A 26,370-nucleotide genomic window follows, 5' to 3' on the forward strand; every position below is an offset into this window, starting at 1 on the left:
CTTGCTCGCGATGACGCCAGCACAGCCAACATATATGCCAGCAGGTCCAACGCCTTCGCGAGCAAGCCCGCTCCCACAATGGGCAAGGGGTGCATGCAAAAACTCATGGACACCCCAGATCCCTGTGGGAGCGAGCTTGCTCGCGATGACGCCAGCACAGCCAACCTCACCGCAAGCTCAATCCCTACAAACTCAACCGCCCCCGCTCCTCCTCGGTCAGCCGCTGGCGGTTCTGCTCGTCCAAAGGTCCCGCACCCAGGACCTGCACCGGGCTGGCCGGATCATAGGCCCGAGGCGCTTCGCGGCTGGCGCCGTCGCGGGACGGGGCCAGTTGTTCGGAGCCAAAACTCACCACCTGCACGGTGAACACCGACGCCTGGTTCTGCCGCGCCGCGTTCTGTTGCTGACGGGCCACGTCTTCAGCCGCCTGCGTCGCCGAAGACGCCGCCGAACTGGCCGAGGTGATGGCCCCGGTGTTCACCGAAGCCGCCAGCGGCACGCCGGTGGATTTGCCCTGGGTCTGGATGTTGGCCGCGTTCACCACGGTCAACGCCGCGATGTTGACGTTGCCCGACACCCTGATCCCCGCCTCGCCCGCATCGATGGTGCCCAACGGCGCGATCAGGTCGATATCCCCCGGCGCCACTTTGGCAATCGGGTTGAGGGTGGCGATACCGGCGCCGGTGCTCGGCACCGACGGCGACAGGGTTACGTTGCCCCAGGTGTCGTACAAGCGCTTGGGCGGCGTGTACACCACGGTGGTCTTCGAACCCCGACCGGCGTTGATGTCGCCCTGGGCCGACCAACCGAGGATCGAGCCACCGAAGGTGGTCATGATCCGGCTCTGCCCCAGCAGGATGCTGTTCTGCGCATACAACTGGATATCGCCCTCGCCCTGGGTAATGACCCCGGCGGTGGACGGCGGCGCGTTGCCTTCGATGCCGAACGTCTGCCCGCCACCCGGGGTCAGCATCTGGATACTGCCACCAAAATCGGTGTGCACCCCCGCCCCGCCGAACATGGTGATGTCGCCCTTGTAGGTGATCGCATTGCCCGCCACATCCTTGCTCGGGAACAACAAGTCGATAGCTTCCCGACCGCGCAGGTAGCTGCCCTGGCGCACGCCGCCCACTTCGTTGTACTCACGGCCACCGGCCTTGAGCTCAGCGAAGTACGCATCCCGGGCAAACACCCGCTGCTGCTCCGCCGGCAGTGCCGCGAAGAAGCTGCGGGCCTGCTCGGTGTCGCCGCTGAAGCCGAAGCGTTCCTTGAGCCAATCCACCAGTTCCACCTCGTAGGTCTTGGCAACTTTACCGTCCTGATTTGCCAAGGGCACACCGGCCAAAGCCTGGTTCGCCGGGTCCAGGTACGCCTTGACGAAGCGTTCGTAATCCGCCCCGTTGAGGCCCGCGCCGGCTTGCAGCACCAGGCTCGCCCCAGGACGCGAATCCCCTGGCACCACCGCGCCGAGGCTGGTGATGCTGACCTTGTCGTCCATCAGGATATTGCGCCCGGCGGTGATCTCCAGCAGGCCGGGGCCGGCGACGTTGAAGTTGCTGTAGAGGATGTCGCGCCCGGCTGAAACGATGGAGATGTCGGTGGGGTTGTTGTGGATGAAGAGGTTGCCGGCGCTGGTGTAATCCCCCGCGTCGAAGTTCTGATTCAGCGAGCCGCCCAGTGGTATGCCACTGCTGACAATATCTCGTCCAGCCATCATCCGTACAGGTCCGGCGCCTTCGTATGCGATTCGCCCCGGCCATCTGCCAGTGGAGGCTGATGCAATCGACCGTCCAGTGGTCACTGCCAGCAAGTCTCCTTCAAGCGCATAGAAGCGAGCAGGATCGACATTGAGAGCCCACTCACTGGAGGCGCTGCTGGTGTCGAAAGCAAGCAGCGGCAATATGTTCGCACTGGGACGCGTGGGGTTGCCATCGGCTGAGAGATTGCTGGCCTTTATGACTAAACCATCCATACCGACAAAGGCTGGCCGAAACGGCGTCGCCAGGGCCGCAGACGATGCACCGGAACGACTGACTGAAATATCGCCGCCGTAGATGGAATCACCGGCCATGAATTGCAACTCGCTATTGCTGCCAGGAGCAAGCAACAGGGCTGGGCGATTGGTGCCGTCGTAGCCGGTTCCGTCCCATACCGAGGACTGGCCATAGTAAAGGCTGCCACTGGCCGCCACAGCCCTCAGGATCGAAGGGTAGACCACGGCCAGATCCGTGGCCGTAGCGCTAATAAAAGGCGTCAGGTTGCCTCCAGACGACCACAAGTCGATCGCCGTATTGGCCGTCCACAACGAAAACCAGCTCACGCCAGATCCGTTAGTCGTGCCATCTTTGAAGGGCGATACGCTCATCATCGGCGCTCGACCCGGGTCCGCTACGTCCATCACTACCAGGTCGCCCGACGTTGTCAGATCGAACGTGGCATCGCCCGGCATCAAGGTCAGCCCGCCTGTTGGCAGGCTACGTGTGGCTTTGAAGGAGTCGTACGCACGCGTTTCCCCCGGAGACTGTGCCGAAGCAACGTTGCCATAGCGCAGATCGATTCGACCGATGGCGCCACTATCGACCTGCGCGTGTCCCCGCAAGTTAATGACCGCACCGTTGAGATGCCCGTCCGTGAGCAGGCCGCCGGGATTCAAGACACCACCCACACGCAGGTTGAGATCTCCGCCGCCGGTCAGTTGCAGGCTGCCATCGGCGCCCACACGCCCGGTGCTGCCCACGGCAAGAACCAGTCCTTGACTGCGGCTGTTGATGGTCGGTTCAAGACGACTCCCTGCCATTTGATCGATCACCCCGGCATCACCCGCGACCTGAACATTCAGGTTACCGCCGCCCAGGGTACCGAACCCCGTAAACCCGACCATCAAATCAGCCTTGCCGTCCTTCGCTGCCGTGTAACTGCCAAAATTGATCCACCAAGCGGTGGGTTGGATCTGCGAGCCGGTAGCGCTTGAACCGTTGCCCTGGCGCCACAGCCAATTACCGACGTTGACCGTATCGTAACCAACGTCTCCTCCATTGGGTCGCCCTAAATTCGTACTCGATACGTCCAGGCTATTACCGGTCAGACTGCCGCCAACCTTCAAACTCAGGTTACCGCCAAAGTCCGGGTACCAGGCGCGATAAAGACTGTTGGTACCGCCATCCACAAACTGCTCGTTTTCACCCAGCGCGTCATTGAGCACCTTGTCCGCCGCCCCCCGCGCCTTGGGCTGGTTGTACGGGTCGTTGGCGTAAGTCTCGCTGACCGAACTGCCTGCGGTGTAGACACCGTACAGCGAGTCCATTTTCAAATCGCCCGCAGACAATAGCTCCAAGTCCGCTGCGCCCGTGCGAATGACACTCCAGCGTTGGCTGCCGACTTTATAATCGGCCTGTCCCGAGGCTTTGCAATAGGTTGGATTCTCACTGCACAACTCAGGGTACCCGATGGCATCGAAATCAATCGGCTGGCCGGCGAGACTTGGGTCCCCCCATTCGATTGCACCCACTTCAGTCCAGACATAGCCACTGCTGACCTTGCAGTAACCTGGCATATCCGTACAGAGTTCAGGGTAATCAATCGCTTCGAAGTCGATCGGCTTGCCCGCCATGCTGGTGTCGCCAAAAAAATCTAACGATCCGGCTTCAGTCCACAACATTGCGCCAGCCTTGGCTGCACCAAACATGCCGTAGTGACTGTCAGCCAAATGCAGATCACCGCCAGCCAGCACAGGCCGCACGACCCGACTGTCCGCCGCCTGCGTATCGGCACCGGCCACCAGTCGCAGTGACCAGGACTGCGACCCCTCGGCCAGCATCGGTGCGATGGCCCAGTTGCTCCCCGCCACTTCCGGGCGCAACTGCACCGACTCGACACCGGCCGGCAGCTTGATGTCGGTACCTGAAGGAATTTTCGAACCCACACTCAGTGCCAGGGCGCCCTTGAGACGCACGACGTTTCTCGCGCTCGCAATGCCTGGCAAGGCAACGCCTTTGGGCCAGATGAGGCTGCCAATGGTTGCGCTGCTGCCCAGCAAACTGCCCGCCCCCAACACCGTGCCCGCTTCAAGGGTTTGATTCGAAGCCAATAAAGTGCCGGCCGCGAACAACAGGTTACCCGAGGCGCCATGCACCGCCGCGGCCAGCACCGTGCCCGCCGGCAGCACCAACGGCTGATCCAGCGTCGCGGCGACCGGCAGCCGCGTCCCCGCCGCCAGGGTAGCGCCCTTGAGCGGCACGTCGAAGTTGAGCACCGAGCCGGCCGGAAACGCCGTGTCGTCCGCCAGGGTCACGCCGGTACCGGGCACGACAATATCGCCCGCCGCGAAATCAATGCCCGGCAACAGCACCCAGCCTTTGTCATCGTTGCTGGCCGGCGGCTGGGCGAACCCGTCGGTGATGCTGCCGTAGATGTTCAGGTCACCCCCGGCCCGCAGCGTCAGGCTTCCAGATTCGCCGGAACCGTAGACGGTCTCGTCCAGGACGTTATGCGGATTGAGACTTTCGTAACGATAGCGCGACAGGTCCAGGTCACCCTGGACAACCAGGTCACCATCGGCCGTCGCGCTTACTACTTCCACACCAGGGCGCAGATGGAAAACGTCGCGATAGCGGCTGTTGTTCAGCCCAGCGAGCTTGCGCTGCAACAGATCGTTGTTGGCGCGGGCGTTAGTGATAAAAGCAGTGTTGTCGTCATGTACATCCTCCAGCCACGCTTGATTGATGACCTGATAAGGCCGACCGCTGGCCGCCGGCACGTTGATCAGCGGCGCGTCGCTGTATTGCCACATGGCAACCAGCGCGATCGAGCGGGCGCCTTGTACATCCAGGGCACCGACGGCATCGATAGCCACGTCGCCACCCGACACGCCACCCAATCGTGGTGCGCTGAGCTGCAACGTGCCGCGAGCACGCCCGTCATTCATGCCGGGTGCACTACCCAGCGCGACCTCGGTACCGTGACGCAGGTCGATGCGGGCGCCGTGACCCAAGCTCAGGAGGCCTTCCCGAGCGGTCAAGTCGACAATGGCGCGGTTCGGCGAGTCGATGATCTTGCCGTAGCTGTCCACGCGCAGGCGTCGACCATGGGCGTCGAGCACAGCACCGCTGCCCAGGGTCAGGGCATTCTTGGCGGCCAGATAAATGCTGCCGACCCGCTCACCGCTGGCGTCCACCGTGCCGTTGACCAGCAGACTGCCATTGTCCAGGGACACGTCGATGGACGAAGCCTTGAGTTCGTTGCCGATCACCAGGTCACCCTGCTTGAGCTGGAAGCTGCGAGAGCCGAATACCTGACCGTCGTTCAATCGTTGGTTCAACGCCGCGAACTGCTCGCGAAGGTTGCCGCTGCCGCCCAGGTGTTGGGCCTGGACCTCCACTCCGCCGGCCAGATACGGCATGGCGGTGCCCCCGGCGTCATATTCGCCCGTGCTGCTGCCGAGAATCCGCCCCTGCAAATCAACGATCCCGGCTGCCTCGGCCAGGGCCACCGCACTGAGCCGGCCAGCCTGGTTGTTGCGAGCCGAGAGGTCGATGCTCGATCCATCGGCCTGGCGGATGTTGCCGTTCCGGCTCTGCAGGATCACCTCACCACCAGGGCTGTAGCGTGTCACATCATTGAATGTGACGGTGCGGCCCGCCACGTCGATCAGCGCCTCATCGGCCAGGGTCAGGTCATCCGTCGCGCTCAGGGTCAGCTTGCCGCTGGGCAGCATCACCGCGCTGGCAAGGTTGAGGCTCGCGCCTTTGATGGACAACTCACCCCCAAGCCCGGAGACAGTGCCCGGCTTAGCGGTCGTGCCCGCTACATTGACCGCCCCGCCTGCGGTGATGCGGTTGACCGAACCGGCTTCACCGGTCAGCAACGGGGTGAGGATATTCAGGTTGCCGCCGCTGTAAACGTAGCCCGTTTTCGCATCATAGGCCCCCTGGCTCTGATACACCGCCAGGCTACCCTTGTGGTTGGCGGTCAGGCGTTCGCTGGCGCTGAGGTTGACGCTGGCGAATCCCAATGCGAGACGGTCCAGGGTGGTGACCGAGCCAGGCTGGGTGAAGTCACCGTAGCCGAACTCGATACGCTGGGCCTGGATGTCCAGGCGACCGGCCCCGGTGCCGGCACCGCCGGCAATCACCGAACCCGGCGCGCCAACGGCACCGTTCCAGATCAGGTTGGCGGTGCGAATGGTCGCCACGTCATTGGCGCTGCCGGCACCATAGATGGCCGGGGTGCTGAGCATCAGGTTATTCAGGCGCGACTTGCCTGTTGTCGGATCATAGGTGTCGAGGCTGACTGTGCCGTAGAAATTCAGCGCCTGACTGGCCGACAGTTCGAGGGTTTCCAGGGCCGGAGCACCGTATTCGGTGTCCCCGCGCAACAAGCGATCGAGCACGGCCTGGCTCAGGGTCAGACCGGCAGGCAGGACTTGGCGCGTCGCCACATCGCTCAGGGCCTGGGCGGTGCCGACGTTGATATTGCTCAGGGCCAGGGTCAGGTGACGGGTGCCGTAGCGCACCTGATCGTCCAGCGTCAAGCTACCCCCGGTGGTGGCGACAAGACTACCTTCGGAGTGAATTCTCGTGACACCGCTGCAGGGCGTCAGGCTGCAGCCGCCGATATTGATGGAGCTTGTGCCGCCCGATGAGGGCGCCAGTACATTGAGCAAGCCATTGGAGGCGGCCAGCATGCTGAAATTAAGTGATTTCTCATTGAGGTTATAGATAAAACCATCACGAGCATCGTAAGCGGCCTTACCCCGTCCTATGGTGTTGATGGCGGCGCCTTGTTCCACCAACAGCTCGCCGCCACCGGACAGTAGGAAAACCTCCGGTGCTGCCAACGTCGCACCTTCACGCAGTATCACTCTAGGTGACACTCTAAACGGCGTGAGGTAATTGCCACTCTGGCCATAGCTGACCGAAAACAGACCGCCGATTACCTGACGCGAAGCGTTCAATGCATTGAGGCTCTCGGCGTTAAGGGTTACACCATCGAAACCAGTCGTGGCCCCACGCCCATCGGCAACCACTTCAAACGCAGTGCTGCTACTGCCCAGCACCGTGACGGTGCCGCCATAGCCCCCGGTTTGAGGCGCGAATTTGCCAATGCCCTTGAAGGTGAATGCCTGATCTCCCGCGCCCTTGGCCAGGTTCAACCTCAAGGTTTTGGCGTCTATCGGCAACATTGCCCGCGGTACGCCCAAGCGAACAGCATCGGCCGCGGCGAATTGAGCGTAGCTGGTTTCGTTGTATTGCGAGTAACGACGCAGCACCTCGCCCGAAGTCAGGATGAGCTGGCTGGACAAGCTGTTGCGCTGCCCGGTATTCGCCACCGACAGCACCCCGGCGGTGGTCCAGGAACCGTTGCGCATCTGTTGCGCGCCGGTTGTGGCACCTTGTCCAGCTACACCGTTGACCTCGACCCGGAACGCCCCTGGCAGCAAGGCGTAGGTGGACGGCATCAGGGTATAGGTACCGGCGGCGAGCCCTGGCACACCGGCGCCAATGGTAATGTGCTGACCTATCCTGGGATCCACCGCGCCACCTTCGGGGTCGACCGGCGCGTACTGGCTCTGATTGCCCGGCACGATGGCGTAGACCGGGTTGCTGGACAACCCCGGCAAGGTGAAACCGCCATTGGCGCTGATTTGCACCAGCGGGTTGAAGCGCGCATCGGTGGAACCGCCACGGCCGGAGATGAAACCTGCGCCGAGCAACTCACCGCCACCGGACAGATCGAGCACCGCGCCTTCTTGCGCCACCACAGATCGACCGCCCAGAATCACCCCGATGTTCAAATCGGAGTTTCCGTTGGGCACCGCTCCCTGTCCCAGCAACACGACCTTCTTGCCAGCGTACGTATAATTTTGACCATCGACGGTGCCGCCATACGGCAGGACCAGGCCCAGACCACTGACCGACGTCAGGCTGCCCGGTAACAGCTCCACTCGATCAGTGGTACCTGAGCCATCGTTTATGCCGAGTTCAATCAACCCCAACGGTGCCCGTACCACGCCGCCCTGCTCGATCTTCGCGCTGCCCAATTGCAAGCGCCCAAATGCCGAATAAGGCACTGCAGGTGTGACCTGGGTAGTACGCTCAATGACCAAGCTGCGCTCCGGGTCATAGACAGGGGCACTGGCACTGGTATACCCAGCCAACACCCGTGCTCCAACCCCGGTTGCCGGATACAGCTGCGCCGCTTGCAACACCATGTCCGAAGGGGTCAGCAATTGGGTGGTAAAGCCCGTAGGCAATCCGTCACTGGATAACCCTGCCAGGAATCGCAAATCACCCCGGCTGCGTAGCTGAACCCTGTCGAAACCGGCGCGTTCCAGCGCGACGGTACCGCCGTCGGCCTGCCTCACCGTGCCTTTGCTACTGAACATCACGCTACCCTGAACATCCAGCAGGTCCGCATTGACGGAAAGCACCGTCTTGTTCGCCAATAGCGACACTCCGCCGCCATCGACTATTGGCCGGGTATAGCGGTCGAAACTCGGTCGACTGGCCGTCAGCCCCGTCGCTAGGGCCAGCAACACGTGGGGGGCATTGAGCTCGACCCGGGTATTGGCTGGCGCGGTTGCGCTCAATCCAAAGCTGCGGGCGTACAGGCTCAGGCTTTGGCCGAGAGACATCGACAGGTCGCCATCGACGCTCATCAGGCCGTTGCTTAACAGGGACAGGCTATCGAAACCACCGGCCTGGACCTGATCGACACCTAGCCGGCCGTGACCATAGACCAGCGAATCCGCCGAGGTTTCAGCCGTATCGCTCAGCGGGCTCGCCTGGGCGGCTTGCGCCAGCACCAGTTCACGCACCTTCAACACCCGGTCACTGACCGCACTCCTGAAGTAATAGGGCGTTTCCAGCGCTACCGACAAACTACCGCCTGCGGCCCCTGCTCCCCCCGAATGGGCGCTGAACGAACCGTTCAGGTACAGGCCATTGGCCGACGCCAGGGAAATGCTGCCGCCATTGCTCGCCACCGACGTACGCCCCTGGCCTGGGATATCCAGCACGGCCTGGCTACCATCCGCTTGCAGACGCGCGCCGTCGCGCACCACCACAAACAATTCGGACGCCGAAGTCGATCCTTTCGCGGCATCGATCTGGCCGCCGATGACAATCTGCCCGCCGTCGCGCACCAGGCCGTAATTCTGACCGCGCATGTCCCGAGCTGTTACGGCCCGGCTCGATACATCGATCAGTGCTTGCTCACCTAGCCAGATGGAACGGCCGTGGCCCTGGGCATTGACTTGATCGCGGACCGTATCGCTGACGCTCAACTCGGTGAGACTGACCCGACCGCCCCACGCATTAAGGGTACCGTTGGCAGTCAACTGACCGATGCTGCGCACATCGATGCCCTGCCCCGGATCGACGCTGATCACGCTGCCCTTGCCCAGGCTCAACACCGTGCAGGCCATGTCGGCGGCGCTGGAACTCGCGGTGCCGGCAGTGAGGCTCAGGCTCGCGCCACGACGCTGTGTCATGACGCCTTTGATCGCATCTTCCTGGTACAGCTCCGGCGTCCAGCGCTGCAACGCATCGTCCGGTTCTGCGCCGCTGCCGGTGCTCAACGCCTGCTCGCCAAAACGGTACACCGGCATTGTCACATCGACCTTGGTTCCGTCGGCCACGCTCAGGCCTTCGTTACCGGTGATGTCATAGGCGGAGAAACCCTTGTCGAAGAAATCGCCGCCCAGTTGCAGGGTGCCCGGTTCAAGCGGCGAACCACTGTTGCCGATCAGCACTTTATTGGCCGCCAGCTTCAAGGTCCCGCCGCCATTCACGCCGGTGCCGCGCAGTTCACCGTCAAGGTTCAAGGCGCCGTTACCGGACGACGCGCCGGTACTGGCGGTCAGGGTCAGGTCACCGCCCTTGCCGCCGCGAGTCTTGCCATCGGCCATGACCGCAGCACCGGAACTGACGTCGATCAGACTGCCCTGGCGCACATCGATGTCGCCACTGCTGCGCACGGACACAGTGCCGCCATTGAGGAACGGCAGACCTTGGCGGTCGTTGCCGTCAAGCAGCAAATTGCTCCACCGCCCAGCGGCGTTCAACGTCACGCCCTCGCCCAAGGTGACCGCGGCACGCTGACCGGTGGCGGGCGAAAGCACGACATCTCCCATCTGGAAATTATCGGTTCTGACCTGCTTAAGCACGTTACCCAAGGCAATGCGACCGCTGCGGGCCGTCAGGTCGGCGTTCACTTCGACCTGCGGCGCGTAAAGCGTGATCTCACCGCCGTCGGCGACTTTGAGCGTGCCATCAACTTTGATGCCTTCAGCCGCTGCTACCTTGACCGCGCCGAGCTGGAAGCCATTGAGCAGTTCGTTATCCAGCACCAACTTGCCTTGCCGGTCGCTGCCGACCACCGAGGTCAGGTCAAGGCCGGCAGCAATCTTGTCGGCCACCTTGCTGACGGTGATCTGATCGAGCGTGGGGTTCAAGCCGCTGTTGATCACGCCGCTGGTCTTGTCATAGATCGGCGTGTAGCGGCCCACCCATAACTGCGCCCGTTGGGCCACGGCGTTTTGCGATTGCTGGTAACCGTCGAGGTTGAGGTTCGGTGCCTGAGTCTGGCGCTCGCCCTGGTAGACCTCGCCAACGATCTGGCCTTCCAGCACCGCGTTGCGCGTCGACACCACCAGCTTGCCGGCATCACGGCCGACGGTGTAGCCAGCTTCAAAGCGCTGTCGTGGGGCGATCAGCGGGTTGTAGTAGTAATCAGTCTGGCCCCAGCGTTGGCTGTGGTCTTCGTAGCCCTTGTAAATCCCGGTGTAGAGGATGTCCCCCGGTGCCTTGGACAAGTCATACAAACGCCCATTGGGGCCCTTGAGCCAGGACTGGCGTAGGTAGCCGCTCTGCACATCCAAAGTGCCGCCGGACAGGTTCAGTTGCGCCGCCTGCTGGGTCACCACGTCGTTGCCGGTGAACGTCAGGGTGCCGCCTTGAGCAGCCCACTCACCGACGCTGTGGCCTCGGGTCCCCAAATAACCGCCGACTTCCAACAGCCCACCCGCCGTGTACCAACGGTCGGTGGCGTAACCGTTGGTGCCCGCCGGCACGTAGATCAAGTCACGCACGTCCACCCACACATCGTTGTTGGTCAGCTTGCCGCCCTCGCGGTTCACCGGCGCATCACGCTGCTCGTTGCCCTGGACGTTGACCTTGATGGAATTGGACTCCATTGCCACCTTGACGCCGATGGCGCCGGAGACATCGATCACCGCGCCATCGCGCACCAGGCTGCGACCGGCGGCGCTGACCGCGACCTGGCCGCCGGTGGCCAGGGTGATGGAGCCGTTCTGGAAGTCGACGCTGCCGCCACTGACGATCTCGACTCGGGACTGGTCGGTGCGATCGACAACGCTGCTGAGGTTGTTGAACTGGCCGGTGATCAGGTTGTTCGGCGTGCCATCCAGGCCGGCCGGTCCGGCATTGCGCTGGCTGTCCAGGGCACTGCCGCCGGCGGCATCGAGCAGCACCGCCGTGGCACTGCCCTGCCCCAGGGTCACGCTACCGGTGCTGTCGCTGAAAGCGTTGAGCAGGTGCACGGTGCCACGGGTGTCCACTGAACTGGTGGCGACGGCCACGCCGTTCTGCTCGACCCGGTGTCCGGTGAGGGTGATGTCGCCGGTGCTGGCCTGGATCAGGCCGCTGTTGATCACCGTGCCGGCGCTGCTGCCGGGCTTGAGGGACGTTGCGACCTCGTTGCCACGGGTGGTGGAACGCAGGTTGCCGCTGGTGCCCTGGCCGCGCCGGATGTAGAAGCTGTCGCCCGCCGCCAGGGTGGTCTGGCCCTTGGCGGTGATGATGGAGCCGGCGTTCTCCACTTCGCTACCCAGCAGCAAGGCATAGCCACCCCCGGCCGTGGAGGTGGCGGCACGATGGGTTTCGATCAGCGCGCCCTGCTGCACTTCAACCTTGCCCGCCGCGTCGGTGAAGGTCGGTTGGCTGCCGGTGGCATCGACGTACAAGCCGCGCTTACTGAATTGCTCATCGCTGATGTTGGCCGCCACCGCCGCCAGGTTACGCACGTTGACCTGGCTGCTGCCGCTGAAAATGATGCCGTTGCGGTTGACCAGCATCACCGTGCCATTGCCTTTGATCTGGCCCTGGATCTGGCTCGGTCGCGCCTGGGGGTCGTTGACTCGGTTGAGCACGGCCCAGTCCGACTGCTGCTGGAAATCCACCGTGGTGTTGCGCCCGACGTTGAAGGTTTCCCAGTTGAGAATCGCTTTGTCGGCGGTCTGCTCGATCTTCACTGTGGTCTTGCCACCGGTCTGGGTCTGCTGCGGTCCCTTGGCGTTGAGCCAGCCCTGGGTCAGGCTGTTATCGACCTTGAGCCCACCCTCGCCCAAGCCGTCGGGCACGACCTGTACCTGACCGAGCGCGGCTTGCCGTCCGGCGGCCTGGGCCGCCTGCTGGGCCGCGATGGCGGCCACGGTGTTGTTGAGGTTGGTCAGCGAACGCTGCAACTGCGCATTGGCTCGTTGTTGCTGCGCCAGGGGCGGCGGCATGCCTGGCTGCGCCGTCGTGGGCCGCCCCGTACCACCACCGGCCTGGGACGTGCCCTTGGCGGCAAACCAGGCCGAACTGAACGCCGTCGCCGCGTGGGCATTGCCCGCCACCATCAGCAGCGCAATGGCCTGGGCCAGCGGCTTGAGCCGCAACATCGACAACTCGCCATCGCGACGTGGAGCATTCAGGTTCGTCTGGGGTTTGCTGCGCAGCATCCTACTCATCCTTTCGGGTTCGCTCTAAGGGGTCGCAACGCGGTGGTATCAAGCTGCCAGCGTTGGTTATAGGGGATAGGCGGTTACAGCCGCTCGGGACCGAACGGATGTCATGAAAATTTCATATGGATATGTTGGTGGGGGTGTGATGCAAAAAATCAGCAACGACTTGCGTCGTTGCTGATTGATGTTGCGTGTCGCTCAGGCATGGTGTTACAGCGGACGACCGATACCGTTGCAGACGTTGGTGTTGCCGATGCTCTGAGCGCTGGTCGCGGTCAGGAAGGTATTGCGCACAGCCAATTTCCAGCCGGCAGGCAGTGGTACGAAGCGGTTTGCGGTGATTGCTGCGTCGTTGCTACTGGCGACGGTGCCGTTGTAATGACGGGTGAAGAAGTCGCGCACCTGAGTGGTTTGTGCCGCGTTGGCGTAGCACTGGCTGAAGATCAAGTTGGTGAAGCCCAGGATCGGATAGCCGGTGCTTGGGTAAGCCACGACGCTTGGATCGTTAGGGTTGGTGGTTGCGGCGAACACCGGCACCCAGGCGTTCGGGTTGGCGCGGTTGCCGGCTGCTGGTACTGGGACAGCAGCGATGGCGGTCGAAACGTTGGCAGGGGCTGGGGAAACACCGGCAACGCGAGCGACCTTGGTGGCGTCATCCAGACCGGCCAGAGTAGTAGCGGCGTAATCCGGGCTCATGTAGGTGATGCGACCTTGTGCAGCGTTCAATGCAGTCATCACAGCCTGGCTGCCTGTAGCAGCAACGGCGTTGGCTGGCAGGCCACCGCTGTAGCTGGAAGCGAAGTTGGTAGTGATGGCGAAGGTGCCGGTTTCAGCGCACTTGGCATTCAGGAAGCGAGTGAACAGCTCGGTAGTGCCGCTGCTCTCTGCACGATAAACCACGACGATCGGATCGGTACTACCGGAACCAGTGATATCGTTCCAGGTAGTCAGACGGCCGGAGAACACGCCACACAACTGATTGACAGTCAAATCGACGTTGCCAGTACCCGTCTTGTTGAACGGAATGGCAACCGAAGTGGCGACCGAAGGCACTTGGATCAATGGACCCCAGGCGGCGCCGTGGGCGCTGACGTAGGTGCTTAGTTCAGTAGCGCTGAGCTTGGAGTCGCTGCCCGCCCAGTGCACGTTCTTGCTGGTGTCGCCAGGCACGAACTTGGTGTAGTCGTTGGTCAGGAAAGCAGACTTGCCAGCACCACTGCCCACGCCGATGTAAGGGGCAAAACCGGCAGTCAGTACACCGGAGGTCTGGTACAGCGGCTGAGGCAAGGTAGCACCACCGCCATTGACATCAGCCATGGCGGCCTGAGCGGCGCAGAGGCCGGCGAGGGTCAGGGATACCGCGAGAACGTTGCGCTTAAACATGAAGAATCTCCTTTCATCGTGTTCGTACGTAGGTTGGGGTGACGCGTGCTTGCCGTCATGGCGCTCGGTCCTGTGCCGATGGCGATGGGGTGAGGCCATGGGTTAGAAATTCGCAGCTTCCGGTGACAGATAAAGGAAAAAACCTCGGGAGCTGAGGGATGTTTTTCGAGTTTTTTCCTCGGGTGTTCGAGGGCTCTGCGCCGTGGGTTCAGGCGGTTTTTCCAGGGGGATGGCGAGGACTGGCCGTGGAGGTGGCGGCGCACGGTTGCCGGGCGGCGGAAGATGACAGAACGAGGAACCCGAGTTTGGCAATGGGAAGGCTCGGGAGGTGAGGCTATACAGGAAAAAACTTAACGATGAACCCCTACACCTGTAGGGTCGTCAGCAATCGGTTTTCGACGCTAATGTATCCATCAATAGTTCCCACCATGCTTGTGCAGCTGGAATTCTCGTGGCATCCGGGAGCGTCGGATGGAGTCACTAAGGCTAGGAGCCTTTTCATGTCAATGACAAACCGTTTTCGTCTGGTTACTCAGTGCCTAAACAACACTATTGAAAAGAAGGCCGCAGCACTCGGCTATGCCAACTTGATTATGTTCATGTGTAGCCGTTCTCATACGTTTCAGATGCGTACACTGCATTTTTGGTTGGTGCCCGCGATTGATCATCAGCAGATTGTGTTCTTCTTTGACTCCACAGCAAGGCCTATGGGCTATGTTACGTGGGCATATCTAGCACCGGATGCTGAGCAGCGAATGCTGACGGATCCCAACTTTCTGCTGCACCCGTCGGAATGGAATGAAGGGGGGCGGACGTGGATAATCGATTTTTGTTTTCCCTCTGGTGGTGCTAAGGATGCCATCAGTACATTAAAGAAAATATTTCGAGAGAATGGCATCCCTCAAATATTTTGGGCACGCAGGAGTTTTGACTTCACAATCAAGAAAACCGGACGCTATAGCCTGTCGAAATCACCGACGGACGGACTGTGCGCATCAATCTCATGAAGAAAATAATTGCCATTCTAGCCTCATTATTGTTCGGCATTACTATAGGTGTGATCGCTGATCACTGGGAGTTAAATCTATGCATTAAAGGCTTAGCCATTGGACTTGCAGTACATGCATCATTTCGTTTTTTTGGAATCAATCCAAAAAGATCAAAACAAGCACAACTGAAAAAAAATATTAATTTAAAGGCAGGACATTGACATGAGAGATCTCACCGAAGAAGAACAACTTATGATTTTCGGCGCAGGCAACACCGTTGTCTCAGCAGAAACGGTAGGAGCGTCAATCGGAGCAGGTGTTGGAAGTAGATTCGGAGGCGCAGGCGCCGCAGTGGGTGGCATTGTAGGCGGGGCGATGGGTAACTTTGTTGGTGGCCTCTCCAACGTCAAGCCGATGCCTAGGAGTCAGATTCCTGTCGCTGGAATACCTCCAGCAGGAAGTTTTGGTGGTTTTGGTGGCCTTGGAGCGACCGGAGCGTAGTTTCAGCGTTGACGATTCATTGAACCAACTGGTTGATCTCGATGATCGGCAACAGCACCGCCATGACGATCACCAGTACCACCCCGCCCATGACCACGATCATCAACGGCTCCAACAGTGCGGTCATGCCCATGGCACGGCGTTCGATGTCGCGGGACAGGGTCTGCGCGGCGCGTTCGAGCATTGGTGGTAGACAGCCGGTTTTCTCGCCGCTGGCGATCAGGTGGATCAGCACCGGTGGGAAGACTTTTTCCACCCGCAGCGCCGCCGCCAGGTTGACCCCTTCGCGGACTTTGGCCGTGGCCTCGCTGACACTCTGGCTCAGGCGGTCGTTGGACAGCGTCTGGCGCGCGGCCTCAAGCGCGCGCAGCAACGGCACCCCGGCTCCGCCGAGAATCGCCAGGGTCGAGGCAAACCGCGCCGTGTTGAGGCCCAGAACGAAACGCCCGATCAGCGGCAGGCGCAACACCCGTGCGTGCCAGTTCAACCGTGCCGCTGGTTTGCGCAAGTACAGGCGCCAACTCCAGAACCCACCGGCCAGCACGCCAAAGCACAACCAGCCCCAGGCACGGATGAAATCACTGGCGGTGAGCATCGCCACGGTCAGCGCGGGCAGGTCCTGGCGGGCCTGGGAAAATGCACTGACCACCTGCGGCACCACGTAGCTGAGCAGGAAAATCACGATGGCGACCGACACCAGCCCCACCACTCCGGGGTAGATGAACGCCGTGAGAATCTTGCCCCGCAGGTTGTTGCGTTCCTCGATGTAGTCCGCCAACCGCTCCATCACCTGGGCCAGGTCGCCGGACTCTTCACCGGCGGCAATCAACGCCCGATAGATTTCCGGAAAGTCTCGGGGCCGTGCCGCCAGGGCTTCGGCCAGGCGCATGCCGCTGCGCACATCGGCGCGTACCGCGCTCAGGGTCTGGGCGATGTGCTTGCGCTCGGCCTGTTCCACCGTGGCGCTCAACGCGGCTTCCAACGGCAGGCTGGCGCCCAGCAGGCTCGCCAGTTGCCGGGTGGCCCAGGCCAGGTCGTTGTCCGAGAGCTTGGCGCTGAACAAACCACCGCCGTTGGCCGGTGTCGTGTTGCGCTCGACCTGCACTTGCAATGCCGTCAGCCCGCGACTGCGCAACAGGTTGAAAGCCGCCCCCTGGCTGTCGGCTTCCAAGTGTCCGGATTCGATCTTGCCCTGGGCATCGGCGGCCTCGAAACGGTAGCGATTCATCAGGCGTCCCGTGTCACGCGCAGGATTTCTTCAGGGGCCGTGGTGCCACTGCGCACCCAACGCTCGCCATCCTCGCGCATGCTGAACATCCCGGCCTGGCGAGCGGCGGCGCGCAGTGCCTGCTCCCCCGCCCCCTGGTGGATCAGCGTGCGGATGTCGTCGTCGATGCAGAACAGTTCATGGATACCGGTGCGCCCGCTGTAGCCGGTCTGGTTACAGCTCGGGCACCCCACCGGGCGCCAGGAGCCGGGCGTGGCCGGATCCGGCTGCTTGCACTGCGGGCACAACCTGCGCACCAGTCGCTGGGCCAGCACGCCGAGCATCGACGAGGCCAGCAGGAACGGCTCGACGCCCATGTCGATCAAGCGGTTGACGGCCGACACCGCGTCATTGGTGTGCAGCGTCGCCAACACCAGGTGACCGGTGAGGGAGGCCTGCACGGCGATTTGCGCGGTTTCCAGGTCGCGGATTTCGCCGATCATGATGATGTCCGGGTCTTGGCGCAGGATCGCGCGCAGGGCCAGGGCGAAGGTCATGTCGATCTTGGCGTTGACCTGGATCTGGCTGATGCCCGGCAGGTCGTATTCCACTGGGTCTTCCACGGTGAGGATGTTGTGCACGCTGGCGTCCAGCCGAGCCAGGGCGGCGTAGAGGCTGGTGGTCTTGCCGCTGCCGGTGGGGCCGGTGACCAGGACGATGCCGTGGGCCTGGCGGATCAGGTGATCGAGCTTGGCCAGCACATCCGGGTCCATCCCCAGGGTTTCCAGTTGCAGGCGTCCGGCCTGCTTGTCCAGCAACCGCATCACCACCCGTTCGCCGTGGCCGGTGGGCACCGTCGAGACGCGGATATCGATCGGTCGCCCGGCCACGCGCAAGGCGATGCGGCCGTCCTGAGGCAGGCGTTTTTCGGCGATGTCGAGCTGGGCCATGATCTTGATCCGCGACACCAGCGCGCCGTGCAGGGCCTTGCGCGGCGAAACCACATCGCGCAGGGTGCCGTCGACGCGGTAGCGCACCACCGAATGGCTCTCGTAGGGTTCGATGTGGATGTCGCTGGCCTCGTCCCGTGCGGCCTGGGTCAGCAAGGCGTTGATCATGCGGATCACCGGCGCGCCGTCCTGGGTGTCCAGCAGGTCGGTGATCTCGGGAATATCCTGCATCAACCGGTCGAGGTCGACTTCGTTCTCCGCCGCACCCACGACTGCGGCGGCACTGCCGGTGTCGGCGTAGGCCGTGTTGAGCAACCCGTCGAGTTCCTCGTCACGCACCCGCTCCAGGCGTACCTCGCCGAACTGGCGGCGCACTTCACTGATGGACCAGCCCGGCGTGGAGGGACACACCATCAACACCGTGCCTTCGTCGGACTGGCGCAGCACCAGGCGTTGGGCCTTGGCCCAGGCGTATGGGAGGGTGTTCATGCCGGCACCTCAGGTCCAAGAAACACACATGTCCCCTGTGGGAGCGAGCTTGCTCGCGATAGCGGTGGGTCAGTTGCAATGATGTTGAGCGAACTGCCGTCATCGCGAGCAAGCTCGCTCCCACAGTGTCTTGGGGTGACCTCAGTATTGTGCATGCCGCGAACTCCCATAGGTTGGGTGTTCATCAGCGAGCGCCTCCTTCGACCGGCACTGCCTTGATCGCCGCCCTGGGCGTTTGCAGGCTCACGGGCGCCGCCCCCGGAATTGCCCGGGCCGAGGCTGGCAGTTGCGGCGCCTGCATGTCCGGCATCGCCCAGCTGCGATCCGGTTGCAGCAGGCCTTGGGCGCGGCGCATGAAGTCGTAGCGGTTGAGGGTGATGCCGCGTCCCGCCGCCGTGTCGCGGATGATGTAGGGCCGCAGGAACACCATCAGGTTGGTCTTGGAGATCTGTCGCCGCTCGTTGCGAAACAGCGCCCCAATTCCAGGGATCGTCGACAACCACGGCACCGCGTCGTTGCTCTGGCTGTAGCCATCCTGCAGCAGCCCGCCAAGGACCATGATCTGCCCGTCGTCCAACAGGATGCTGGTGTCGATGGCGCGCTTGTTGGTGACGATCCCCGTGGTGCTCGAAGCGCGATTGTCGACGCTGCTAACTTCCTGATAGATATCGAGCTTGACCGTCCCACCTTCGGAAATCTGCGGCCGGACATTGAGCTTCAAACCCACCTCCTCGCGGGTCACGGTCTGGAACGGGTTGTTGCTGGTGCCACCGCCGCCGGTGACGTAGCTGCCGCTGACGAAGGGAATGGTCTGGCCGACGAAAATGCTCGCAGCTTCGTTGTCCAGGGTCAGCAGGTTCGGCGTCGACAGCACATTGGTGCCGCCCTTGCTCTTCAAGGCCCGGGCCAGGACCTTGAGGTCGAGGATCTTGCCGATGCCGGGAATGTCCACGGTGCCGTTGACTAGGCCCAGGTTCAGGCCTTGGGGCAGCACGTCGATGCTGGTCTTGCCATTGAGGTTGAGCCCGCTGCCACCGAGGTTGACCCCACCGATTACACCGCTGCCGCCCAGGTTGCCGCTCTGCCATTGCACGCCGAACTCGCTGGCGTCGTCCTCGCCGACCTCGACGATCAAGCTCTCGATCACCACTTGGGCGCGACGCTGGTCCAGCAGGTCGATGACTTCCCGCAGGTTGCGGTACAGCGGGTCCGGCGCGGAGATCAGCAAGGTGTTGGTGGTGGCGTCGGCCTGGATGGTCACACCGCCGGCGCTGAACGCGGTGTTCTGTTCGTTTTTCGTCGAAGCGGAGGTGGTCCCGTTGCTGCCCTGGGCGTAGCCGTTGCTGGTGGTCGACGCACTGCCGCTGGTGGTGCTGCTGGTGCCATCGCCACTGCTGCCCTGCCCGCTCTGGCCATTGGTGCTGCCACCCATGCCACTGAGTACCGAGCGCGAGTTGTCGTTGCCCTCGCCTTCGCTTTCCCCGGTGAGCAAGCCGCGCAGGGCCTGGGCCAGTTTGCCGGCCTGGGCATTGCGCAGGTATACCACGTGCAGGTTGCTCGGGTTGTTCTGGGCGTTGTCGAGCTTGTAGATCAGGTTGCGCGCCAGCTCCGTGCGCTCGGGGCTGCCGGCGCGGATGATGATGGAATTGGAGCGCGGGTCGCCGATCACGTTGATTTTCTGGGTCTGGTCGCCGCCCTGGGTTTCCAGCAGGTCGGAAACCATCTGCGCGATGTCGACAGCGATGCCGTTGTGGATCGGCACCACGTCGGTGTCGATGGCACTCGGGGTGTCGATGCCCTCGATGAGCTGCGCCACCCGCGCCAGGTTTTCAGCGTAATCGGTGACGACAATGGTGTTGTTGCCCGGGTAGGCATTGATCGGGTTGTTCGGCGACACGATCGGGCGCAGCACCGGGATCAGGTTCACCGCGTTTTCGTATTGCAGGCGGAAGGTGCGTGTCAGCATGCCGTTGCCGGCCGGTTTGTCGGCGCTGTAGATCGGCCCGCCCAGCAGCTTGGCGTCGGCCTCCGGCACCACCTGGGCCACGCCACCGACGTCCACCACGCTGAAGCCTTGCATGCGCAGGGCGGCCAGCAACATGTCGTAGGCCTGGTGAGCCGGGACCTGGCCTTCGGAAACCAGCGTCAGGTTGCCCTTGACCCGCGGGTCCACCAGGAATTGTTGGCCGGTGGAACGGGACAAGGCCCGCACCACCGCCTGGATATCCGCCTCGACGAAATTCAGCGTCACCGGTTGATCCCCCAGGGGCGTGCGCGCCGGCACATTGCTGCGGGGTTCTCGGGCACGGGCGGTGAGGTCGACCTGATGCCGCACCGCGGGCTTGCGTTCACGCAGGTCCTGGGCCCGCTGGCGATCGAGCAATGCATCGCCGCTACGCTGGGTACTTCCCAACGGAACACCCAGCTCGCTGTCCACCAGCAACGGCGGCTGCGACGCGGGCGGCGTGCTGTTGCAGGCACTCAACGCCAGCAACAACAGCGGCGCGGCCTTGCGCCAATGACGTGGGTATCGGGCCCCTTTCATGAAGCTTCCTTAGCGCTTTGCGCCTGATCCATGCGAACGGTTCCGGACAGTGTGCCGGCGCTGTTGTCGAGGTTGTCGTGATTATCGGGATTGGCAAGGGCGGTGCGCTGCAAACGGGCCTCGATCACTTCCAGGGAGAACTGCCGTGGGTTGCCCAGCAGCCAGCTGATCACTGCCTCCGCCGGGGCCTGGTCGAACGTGAGCTGCCAAGTGCTGGGTTGCTCGGTGCCGGACGCTTGCAACTGGTAGTGCTGGCTCAAGCCGCTGGCATCCAGGCTCTGGCGCAAGGCGACTTCGAGGGGCTGGTCTTGGGCAGGCCCGGCGACGTCACGCAACAGCACTTCAAGGGCTTCGGTTTGCGACCGTAGCTTCGGGGTTTCCGCTTGCCAGTAGGCGATGGTCTTGAGCGGTGGCTCAATCAACGCGAGCCAGACCAGACAGCCGCCCAACACCAACGCAGCCAGGGCCACAGCAGCTTGCTCGCGCACGGCAAGCCCCTGCCAGAACGTGCGCAAACGCGTACGAAAAGTTTGCAAACGGACCCATGCCAGGGACAGGGAGTGCTTATTCATCGTCGGCGTCCGGGGTTTCGTCGGAGGAATCCTGGGTACCCTGGCCGGCCGGGGCCACCCGCAGGCGCCAGCCCTGGTCGATGGCGGCGACGTCGATGCCGGCCTGGGCCAGGGGGATTTTCCAATCTTCTTCGGCGGTGGTTTTCTGCGCCTCGGCCACGACACTCAGGCGCAATTCACCGTTCTCGAACACCAATGCCTGGACATTGCCGCTCATGAACGGCATGGCGCTGCCCGCTTGCTGCACCAGGCTGGCAAAGCGTTGGGCCGGGTCGGTCGCCGCACCGCTCTGGCGCGCCGCGACCTGCTGGCGTGCCTGTTGCAGCGGGTTGAGGATCACCGGCAACTCGGGAAACGCCTGTTTCACCCGCTGGCTCATCTGCGCCTTGAGCCGTTGGCCCTGGGCCGCTTCGCGGGCGGCGTAGAGGTTCAGCCCGACCACCCACACCGCCAGCGCTACCGCGCAGATCGCCGCCGCCCGGCCCCAGCCACCGCGTGCGACGGCGTTGCGTGAAAGGCCGGCATGCAAGCCCCAGCCCGGCGCCGGGCCAGTCCAGCGTTGGCTTTCAGCCAAGGTATTGATCGAAGGTTGCGGCGCAGCCTCGCCGACCCAGTGCAACCCGGCGCCCGTTTCCAGCAGCCACTCGTCCAGCGCCTCCTCCTGCAACGGTTGCACCACGGCGTGCTGCAGGCCATGACGCACCAGCAGATGGTCGTCCTCGATACAGGCCACCGGCCCCGACAGCACCGGCAAGGCGTAGGCCGCCGGATAGAGGCCGCGCAGCTTCATGCCGGCCTGGTGCACCAGCCGCCCCAGATGGGCGAGGGATTCACGGTCCAGCCAGGCGATCTGCACTTGCCCATCAACGTCGCGCGGACTGTGGGCCACCTGCATGTGTTCGCTGGCACCGAGCATCAGGGCCTGGGCTGCGCACGTCACCGCTGCGGTGATCTTGGCCGCCGGCAACGACGGCAACTCCAGGCGAGTCAACAGGCTGTCGCGGGGATGAAGGAAACACTCCACCGAAAGGTTTTTGCCGCCCTGGCCCAACGCCCGGAGGCTGCTAAGGCCTTGCTCGCGAACCTGGCCCTGGCGATCCAGCCAAGCAAACGCCACCACACTGTCGAGGTCCAGGCTGCCCAGCGGCACCAGGGCAATGCGCAAGCGCGTCATACGCCCACCCTTGACCAGATCACCTGGGGCAAACGGTCCTCGGTGCGTTGCAGCAATGCGTCCAGTTCGACCCGCCGCTGACCGCTGCGCGCCTGGCCCCGCAGGCGGAACCAGTCACTGGTGATGCCGACCTTGACGCTGGCGGTCTCCAGCTCCGGCATGCGCAGGCGATTGACGAAATCCCCGCGGTTGATAAACCAGTGGCCGCCGTCGCGCTCCCTGACCAGGGCCTCGGCCCGTTGCAGCGACAGCCCCGGCACGTAGGCGGCCAGCACCGGGGCACTGGCGGTATTGCCATTGATCCAGGTGTTGGCCGGCAGGATCGTCACGTACGGCGTCAGTGTGTCCAGTAACCGCGTGGTGACGCCCTTGACGCTGCGCAGGTCTTGCAAGGTACGCAGCATCGGGCGCGTCGGGGCCAGCGGCGTGTTGTCGGCCTCTGGCGAGGTTTCGCGGCCGCTGTTGAAGGTATTGGCCTTTGGCGCCTGATCCAGCCGCTGCGGATTCAACAGGCGCGGATAGGCCTCGACCACCCTTTCGACGATGCGCGTGCGGACCGTCGCAGCCACGCCCAACTGCTGGCACAGGCGTTCGAAGGCGCGCACTTGTTCCTCGTCCACGCGCTCATTGGCGACGAGGTTGCGCAGGTTGAACTTGCCTTGCTCATCTTCCAGCTGGCCTTCGAACGGCGTGTCAACCTGGCCTGAGCCCGGCATCACGATGGGTTTCGCCCAGGGTTGGCCGAAGCGCGTCAGTGGATCGCGCTGGCGGGCGTCCCAGAGCAACTGGCGACTCAGTTGCAAGCCACCCTGCAACTGCGCCGCGCCTTGGACGCGCAACTGCTCGGCCTCCAGGCTGCGGGTGAACAGGGTCTGGCGGGTCAGCATGCCGCCGGCGATGACCGCCACCACGGCAGCGATCAGCAAGGCACTGATCACCGCCATGCCGCGCTGCTTCGCCGCGAGGGGCGAATCCGTTCGCATCACGGCCCTTACAACTGCCAGGAGCCAATGTCGGCATTCACGCCGTCGCCATCAGGCTGGCCGTCGGCCCCCAGGGAAAAGATATCGACTTCGCCGTTGGCACCGGGGTTGAGGTAGTTGTAGGGGCGGCCCCATGGGTCGTTGGGCAGGCGCTCGAGGTAGGAGCGCCAGGTGCCGTTTTTCGCGTCGGCCGGTTTCTCCACCAGCACCTTGAGGCCCTGGTTCATGCTCGGGTAACTGCCGTGATCCAGGCGGTACAGCTTCAAGGCTTGCATCAGGCCGCCAATGTCCTGTTTCGCCGCCGTTGCCCGCGCCTGGTCGGGACGGTCGAGGACCTTGGGCACCACCATCGCCGCCAGGATGCCGAGGATCACTACCACGACCATGATTTCGATCAGGGTGAAACCCAACTGCCCGCGAGGGCCTTGGGAGCGGGCGTTGTAACGGGCGATCTGCATCTCGACGGTCCTTCGCTGGATTCGATTCGAGGCGCAGTGTTGCAAGAAAATATGTCAGTGATATTGAAATTGCTCAGGAGCTTGCGTCGTCAATCGGTCACGAACGTCGGCTAGCGTTGCAGGTTGTCCTCGCCCTCGAGCCCGCGCCATGCCACGCCCTGCTCCGCAAGCCGGCTTCACCCTGATCGAAGTGCTGGTGGCCCTGGCGATCATCGCCGTGGCCATGTCGGCCGCCGTGCGCGTGGCCGCGGTGATGACCCAGAGCAACGGCCTGTTGCGGGACAAATCCATCGCGCTGCTGGCCGCCCGCAGCCAACTGGCGCAGTTGCGTCTGGAAGGCCGTTTTGCCCAGGGTTCGAAAGTGTTCGAGTGCGACCAGGGGCGCTTGCTGCTGCGCTGCGAACAGACCCTGCGCCCGGTGGAAAACGGTCGACTGCTGCGGGTTGAACTGAGCGTGTCGGACCGCAGTCGCGAAGCACCGCCGTTGGCTCGGTTGGAGACGTTGGTCAGCCGGGAGAAACCTTGAGCGTTGTGGGCTAACACATCCTTTGTGGCGAGAGGTTTATCTGTGGGAGCAAGGCTTGCCCGCGATACAGGCGCCTCATTTCCTCGGAGACTGCGTCGTCTTCATCGCGGGCAAGCCTTGCTCCCACAGGGGAGGCAAACTCACTGAATCCGGCAACCGGGCCAGGACCAGTCGGGTCTGCTCCTTGCCCCGCTCGATGACCACCGCCTGCGCCTCGATCGCCACCAGCCGCACCCCTTGGGCCACGCGCTCACCCACCAGGAAACTGCGCGGCGGTCCGTCGTTGAGGCTGAGGATCGCCACGGCGGCGTGGGTGCCGGCCATCACCCCGCTGACCTTGATGTCCACCGGTGCCGGCTGGTTGGAGAACCATTGCAACGCCGGGTTATCGGAACGCTCGGCCATGCGTTGCGGGGCGACGTCCGAGGTGCGGGACTCGGCCGAGGTGAGCAGCAGCGAAGACCAGGTCGCCACCCCGGCCAACGCCGCCAACAAGCCCACGGCCTGGACGATTTGCGCCGGGGACACACGCTCGATGAACGCCATGGCCTGAATCTCCTTTTTTTGATTCCAGCTTGCAGCGTACGCGTCAATTCTCTCCGTTTTATTTCACATCCTTATCATCTTCACCGTGCAGAGTGACCTTTACGCAAAGGAGCGCGCATGAACCTCGGCAAGCAACGCGGTTTTACCCTGATCGAATTGATGGTGGTGCTGGTGATCATCGGCATCGCCAGTGCCGCCGTGAGCCTGAGCATCAAGCCGGACCCGTTGAAGTTGCTGCGCCAGGATGGCGAACGGCTGGTGCAGCTGTTGCAACTGGCCCAGACCGAAGCGCGCACCGACGGGCGGCCGATTACCTGGCGATGGGACGCCAAGGGCTTTGGCTTCAGTCGCCGCGCGGACCGGGGCACCGGGGTTGATCGCTTCGAGGACGACCCGCAACTGCGTCGACGGCGCTGGCAGAGTCCGTCGATGGAGGTTCGCGTGGAACCCAGGCAGCGGGTCGTGCTGAATGCCGAGTGGATCGGCGAGCCCTTGCAGATCCGCTTGTCGGACGGCCAGAACAGCCTCACCGTGCAACGCAGTGCCGCCGGACGGGTGCAACTCCAATGAGCGCCCGGCAGGCGGGTTTCACCTTGCTGGAAGTGATGGTGGCGATCCTGCTGATGGCGGTGGTCAGTCTGATCGCCTGGCGCGGGCTGGACAGCGTGACCCGTGCCGACAGCCATTTGCAGGCCAGTACCGAACAGACCGAAGCGCTGCTGCGGGTCTTGAACCAACTGGAGCGCGACGTCGCCCTGCGCGCCAGCATCGAGCTGAGCGAACCGGTCAAACCCGGCGTCGACGACCCGCCCTCGACCGCGCCGCCCGCCCTCACCGTGCGCAGCACCGAAGGCCGGGGCTTTCGCCTGGATGTGATCCGCGTGGCGGCGGCCCAGGAAGGCGATCTGCAACGGGTGCGTTGGTGGCTCAAGGGCGACACGCTTTACCGCGCCCAAGGCCAGGCCCGCAACCGCTACCCCCTGCCCGCACCCGGCCCGGGCGTGGCCGTGCTCAGTGACGTCAGCGACGCCGGCCTGCGGTACTGGGACACGGAGAAAGGCTGGCGCAAACTCAGCGGCAACCGCCAGGAAAACCCGACGGGCATCGAGATCAGCCTGAGTCGCCAGACACCCCAAGGCGTCGAGAAATATCGGCAAGTATTAGGGCCACTGGAATAAGCCGAACAACACTGTCCCCTGTGGGAGCGAGCTTGCTCGCGATAGCGGTGGGTCTGTTGAAGAGGATGTCGAATGTGCCGGCCCCATCGCGAGCAAGCTCGCTCCCACAGGGTTATGGAGTGAA

General features: G+C 63.2%; 15 protein-coding genes. 5 read left to right on the forward strand and 10 right to left on the reverse strand.

Going from position 1 to position 26,370, the window contains the following annotated elements:
* Positions 1–184: 184 nt before the first annotated feature.
* Together AB4N80_RS21375 and AB4N80_RS21380 are read right to left on the reverse strand one after the other, a co-directional pair.
* Positions 185–12,742, reverse strand: a complete 12,558-nt coding sequence (locus AB4N80_RS21375) for a filamentous haemagglutinin family protein (RefSeq protein WP_460090392.1) — start codon at positions 12,740–12,742, stop codon at positions 185–187.
* A 213-nt stretch (positions 12,743–12,955) separates the two neighbouring features.
* Positions 12,956–14,128 carry a substrate-binding domain-containing protein gene (locus AB4N80_RS21380; RefSeq protein ID WP_122566427.1) on the reverse strand — a complete coding sequence of 391 codons (1,173 nt, stop codon included), beginning with the start codon at positions 14,126–14,128 and terminating at the stop codon, positions 12,956–12,958.
* 500 nt (positions 14,129–14,628) lie between these two features.
* Here AB4N80_RS21380 and AB4N80_RS21385 point away from each other — a divergent pair, with 500 nt between their 5' ends.
* A complete protein-coding gene (locus AB4N80_RS21385) occupies positions 14,629–15,135 on the forward strand; it encodes a toxin-activating lysine-acyltransferase (protein WP_354339101.1) in 507 nt (168 codons plus the stop codon).
* Positions 15,117–15,338 carry a hypothetical protein gene (locus tag AB4N80_RS21390; protein WP_163006747.1) on the forward strand — a complete coding sequence of 74 codons (222 nt, stop codon included), beginning with the start codon at positions 15,117–15,119 and terminating at the stop codon, positions 15,336–15,338. The genes AB4N80_RS21385 and AB4N80_RS21390 overlap by 19 nt, the downstream gene beginning before the upstream one ends.
* Positions 15,339–15,634: 296 nt before the next feature.
* Here AB4N80_RS21390 and gspF read toward each other — a convergent pair whose 3' ends face one another.
* The 7 genes from gspF to gspG form a co-directional block, all read right to left on the reverse strand.
* On the reverse strand, positions 15,635–16,846 hold the full coding sequence (gene gspF, locus AB4N80_RS21395) for a type II secretion system inner membrane protein GspF (protein ID WP_122566425.1): 1,212 nt from the start codon (positions 16,844–16,846) through the stop codon (positions 15,635–15,637).
* Positions 16,846–18,264, reverse strand: a complete 1,419-nt coding sequence (gspE, locus tag AB4N80_RS21400) for a type II secretion system ATPase GspE (protein ID WP_460078697.1) — start codon at positions 18,262–18,264, stop codon at positions 16,846–16,848. Before gspE ends, gspF begins: the two co-directional genes overlap by 1 nt.
* Positions 18,265–18,448: 184 nt before the next feature.
* Positions 18,449–20,809 (reverse strand): type II secretion system secretin GspD, encoded by a 2,361-nt coding sequence (gene gspD / locus AB4N80_RS21405; RefSeq protein WP_460078699.1) that lies wholly within the window; start codon positions 20,807–20,809, stop codon positions 18,449–18,451.
* Positions 20,806–21,381 carry a type II secretion system protein GspM gene (gene gspM, locus AB4N80_RS21410; RefSeq protein WP_354339095.1) on the reverse strand — a complete coding sequence of 192 codons (576 nt, stop codon included), beginning with the start codon at positions 21,379–21,381 and terminating at the stop codon, positions 20,806–20,808. The genes gspD and gspM overlap by 4 nt, the downstream gene beginning before the upstream one ends.
* Positions 21,374–22,555 carry a type II secretion system protein GspL gene (gene gspL / locus AB4N80_RS21415; protein ID WP_354339093.1) on the reverse strand — a complete coding sequence of 394 codons (1,182 nt, stop codon included), beginning with the start codon at positions 22,553–22,555 and terminating at the stop codon, positions 21,374–21,376. Before gspL ends, gspM begins: the two co-directional genes overlap by 8 nt.
* Positions 22,552–23,538, reverse strand: a complete 987-nt coding sequence (gene gspK, locus AB4N80_RS21420; RefSeq protein WP_460078703.1) for a type II secretion system minor pseudopilin GspK — start codon at positions 23,536–23,538, stop codon at positions 22,552–22,554. Before gspK ends, gspL begins: the two co-directional genes overlap by 4 nt.
* A gap of 8 nt (positions 23,539–23,546) precedes the next feature.
* Complete coding sequence (gene gspG / locus AB4N80_RS21425) at positions 23,547–23,996, reverse strand: type II secretion system major pseudopilin GspG (RefSeq protein ID WP_122566419.1); 450 nt, start codon at positions 23,994–23,996, stop codon at positions 23,547–23,549.
* 148 nt (positions 23,997–24,144) lie between these two features.
* Between gspG and gspI the strand changes: the two genes are divergently transcribed.
* The gene (gene gspI / locus AB4N80_RS21430; RefSeq protein WP_122566418.1) at positions 24,145–24,522 is read left to right on the forward strand and encodes a type II secretion system minor pseudopilin GspI; all 378 of its coding nucleotides are present in this window, start codon (positions 24,145–24,147) and stop codon (positions 24,520–24,522) included.
* Positions 24,523–24,597: 75 nt separating this feature from the next.
* Here gspI and AB4N80_RS21435 read toward each other — a convergent pair whose 3' ends face one another.
* A complete protein-coding gene (locus AB4N80_RS21435) occupies positions 24,598–25,068 on the reverse strand; it encodes a type II secretion system protein N (RefSeq protein ID WP_460078706.1) in 471 nt (156 codons plus the stop codon).
* A 117-nt stretch (positions 25,069–25,185) separates the two neighbouring features.
* Here AB4N80_RS21435 and gspH point away from each other — a divergent pair, with 117 nt between their 5' ends.
* Together gspH and AB4N80_RS21445 are read left to right on the forward strand one after the other, a co-directional pair.
* A complete protein-coding gene (gspH, locus tag AB4N80_RS21440) occupies positions 25,186–25,638 on the forward strand; it encodes a type II secretion system minor pseudopilin GspH (protein WP_092445040.1) in 453 nt (150 codons plus the stop codon).
* Positions 25,635–26,246, forward strand: a complete 612-nt coding sequence (locus tag AB4N80_RS21445) for a type II secretion system protein GspJ (protein ID WP_122566416.1) — start codon at positions 25,635–25,637, stop codon at positions 26,244–26,246. The genes gspH and AB4N80_RS21445 overlap by 4 nt, the downstream gene beginning before the upstream one ends.
* The last annotated feature ends 124 nt before the right edge of the window (positions 26,247–26,370 follow it).

Source organism: Pseudomonas sp. H3_A02 (assembly GCF_054671965.1).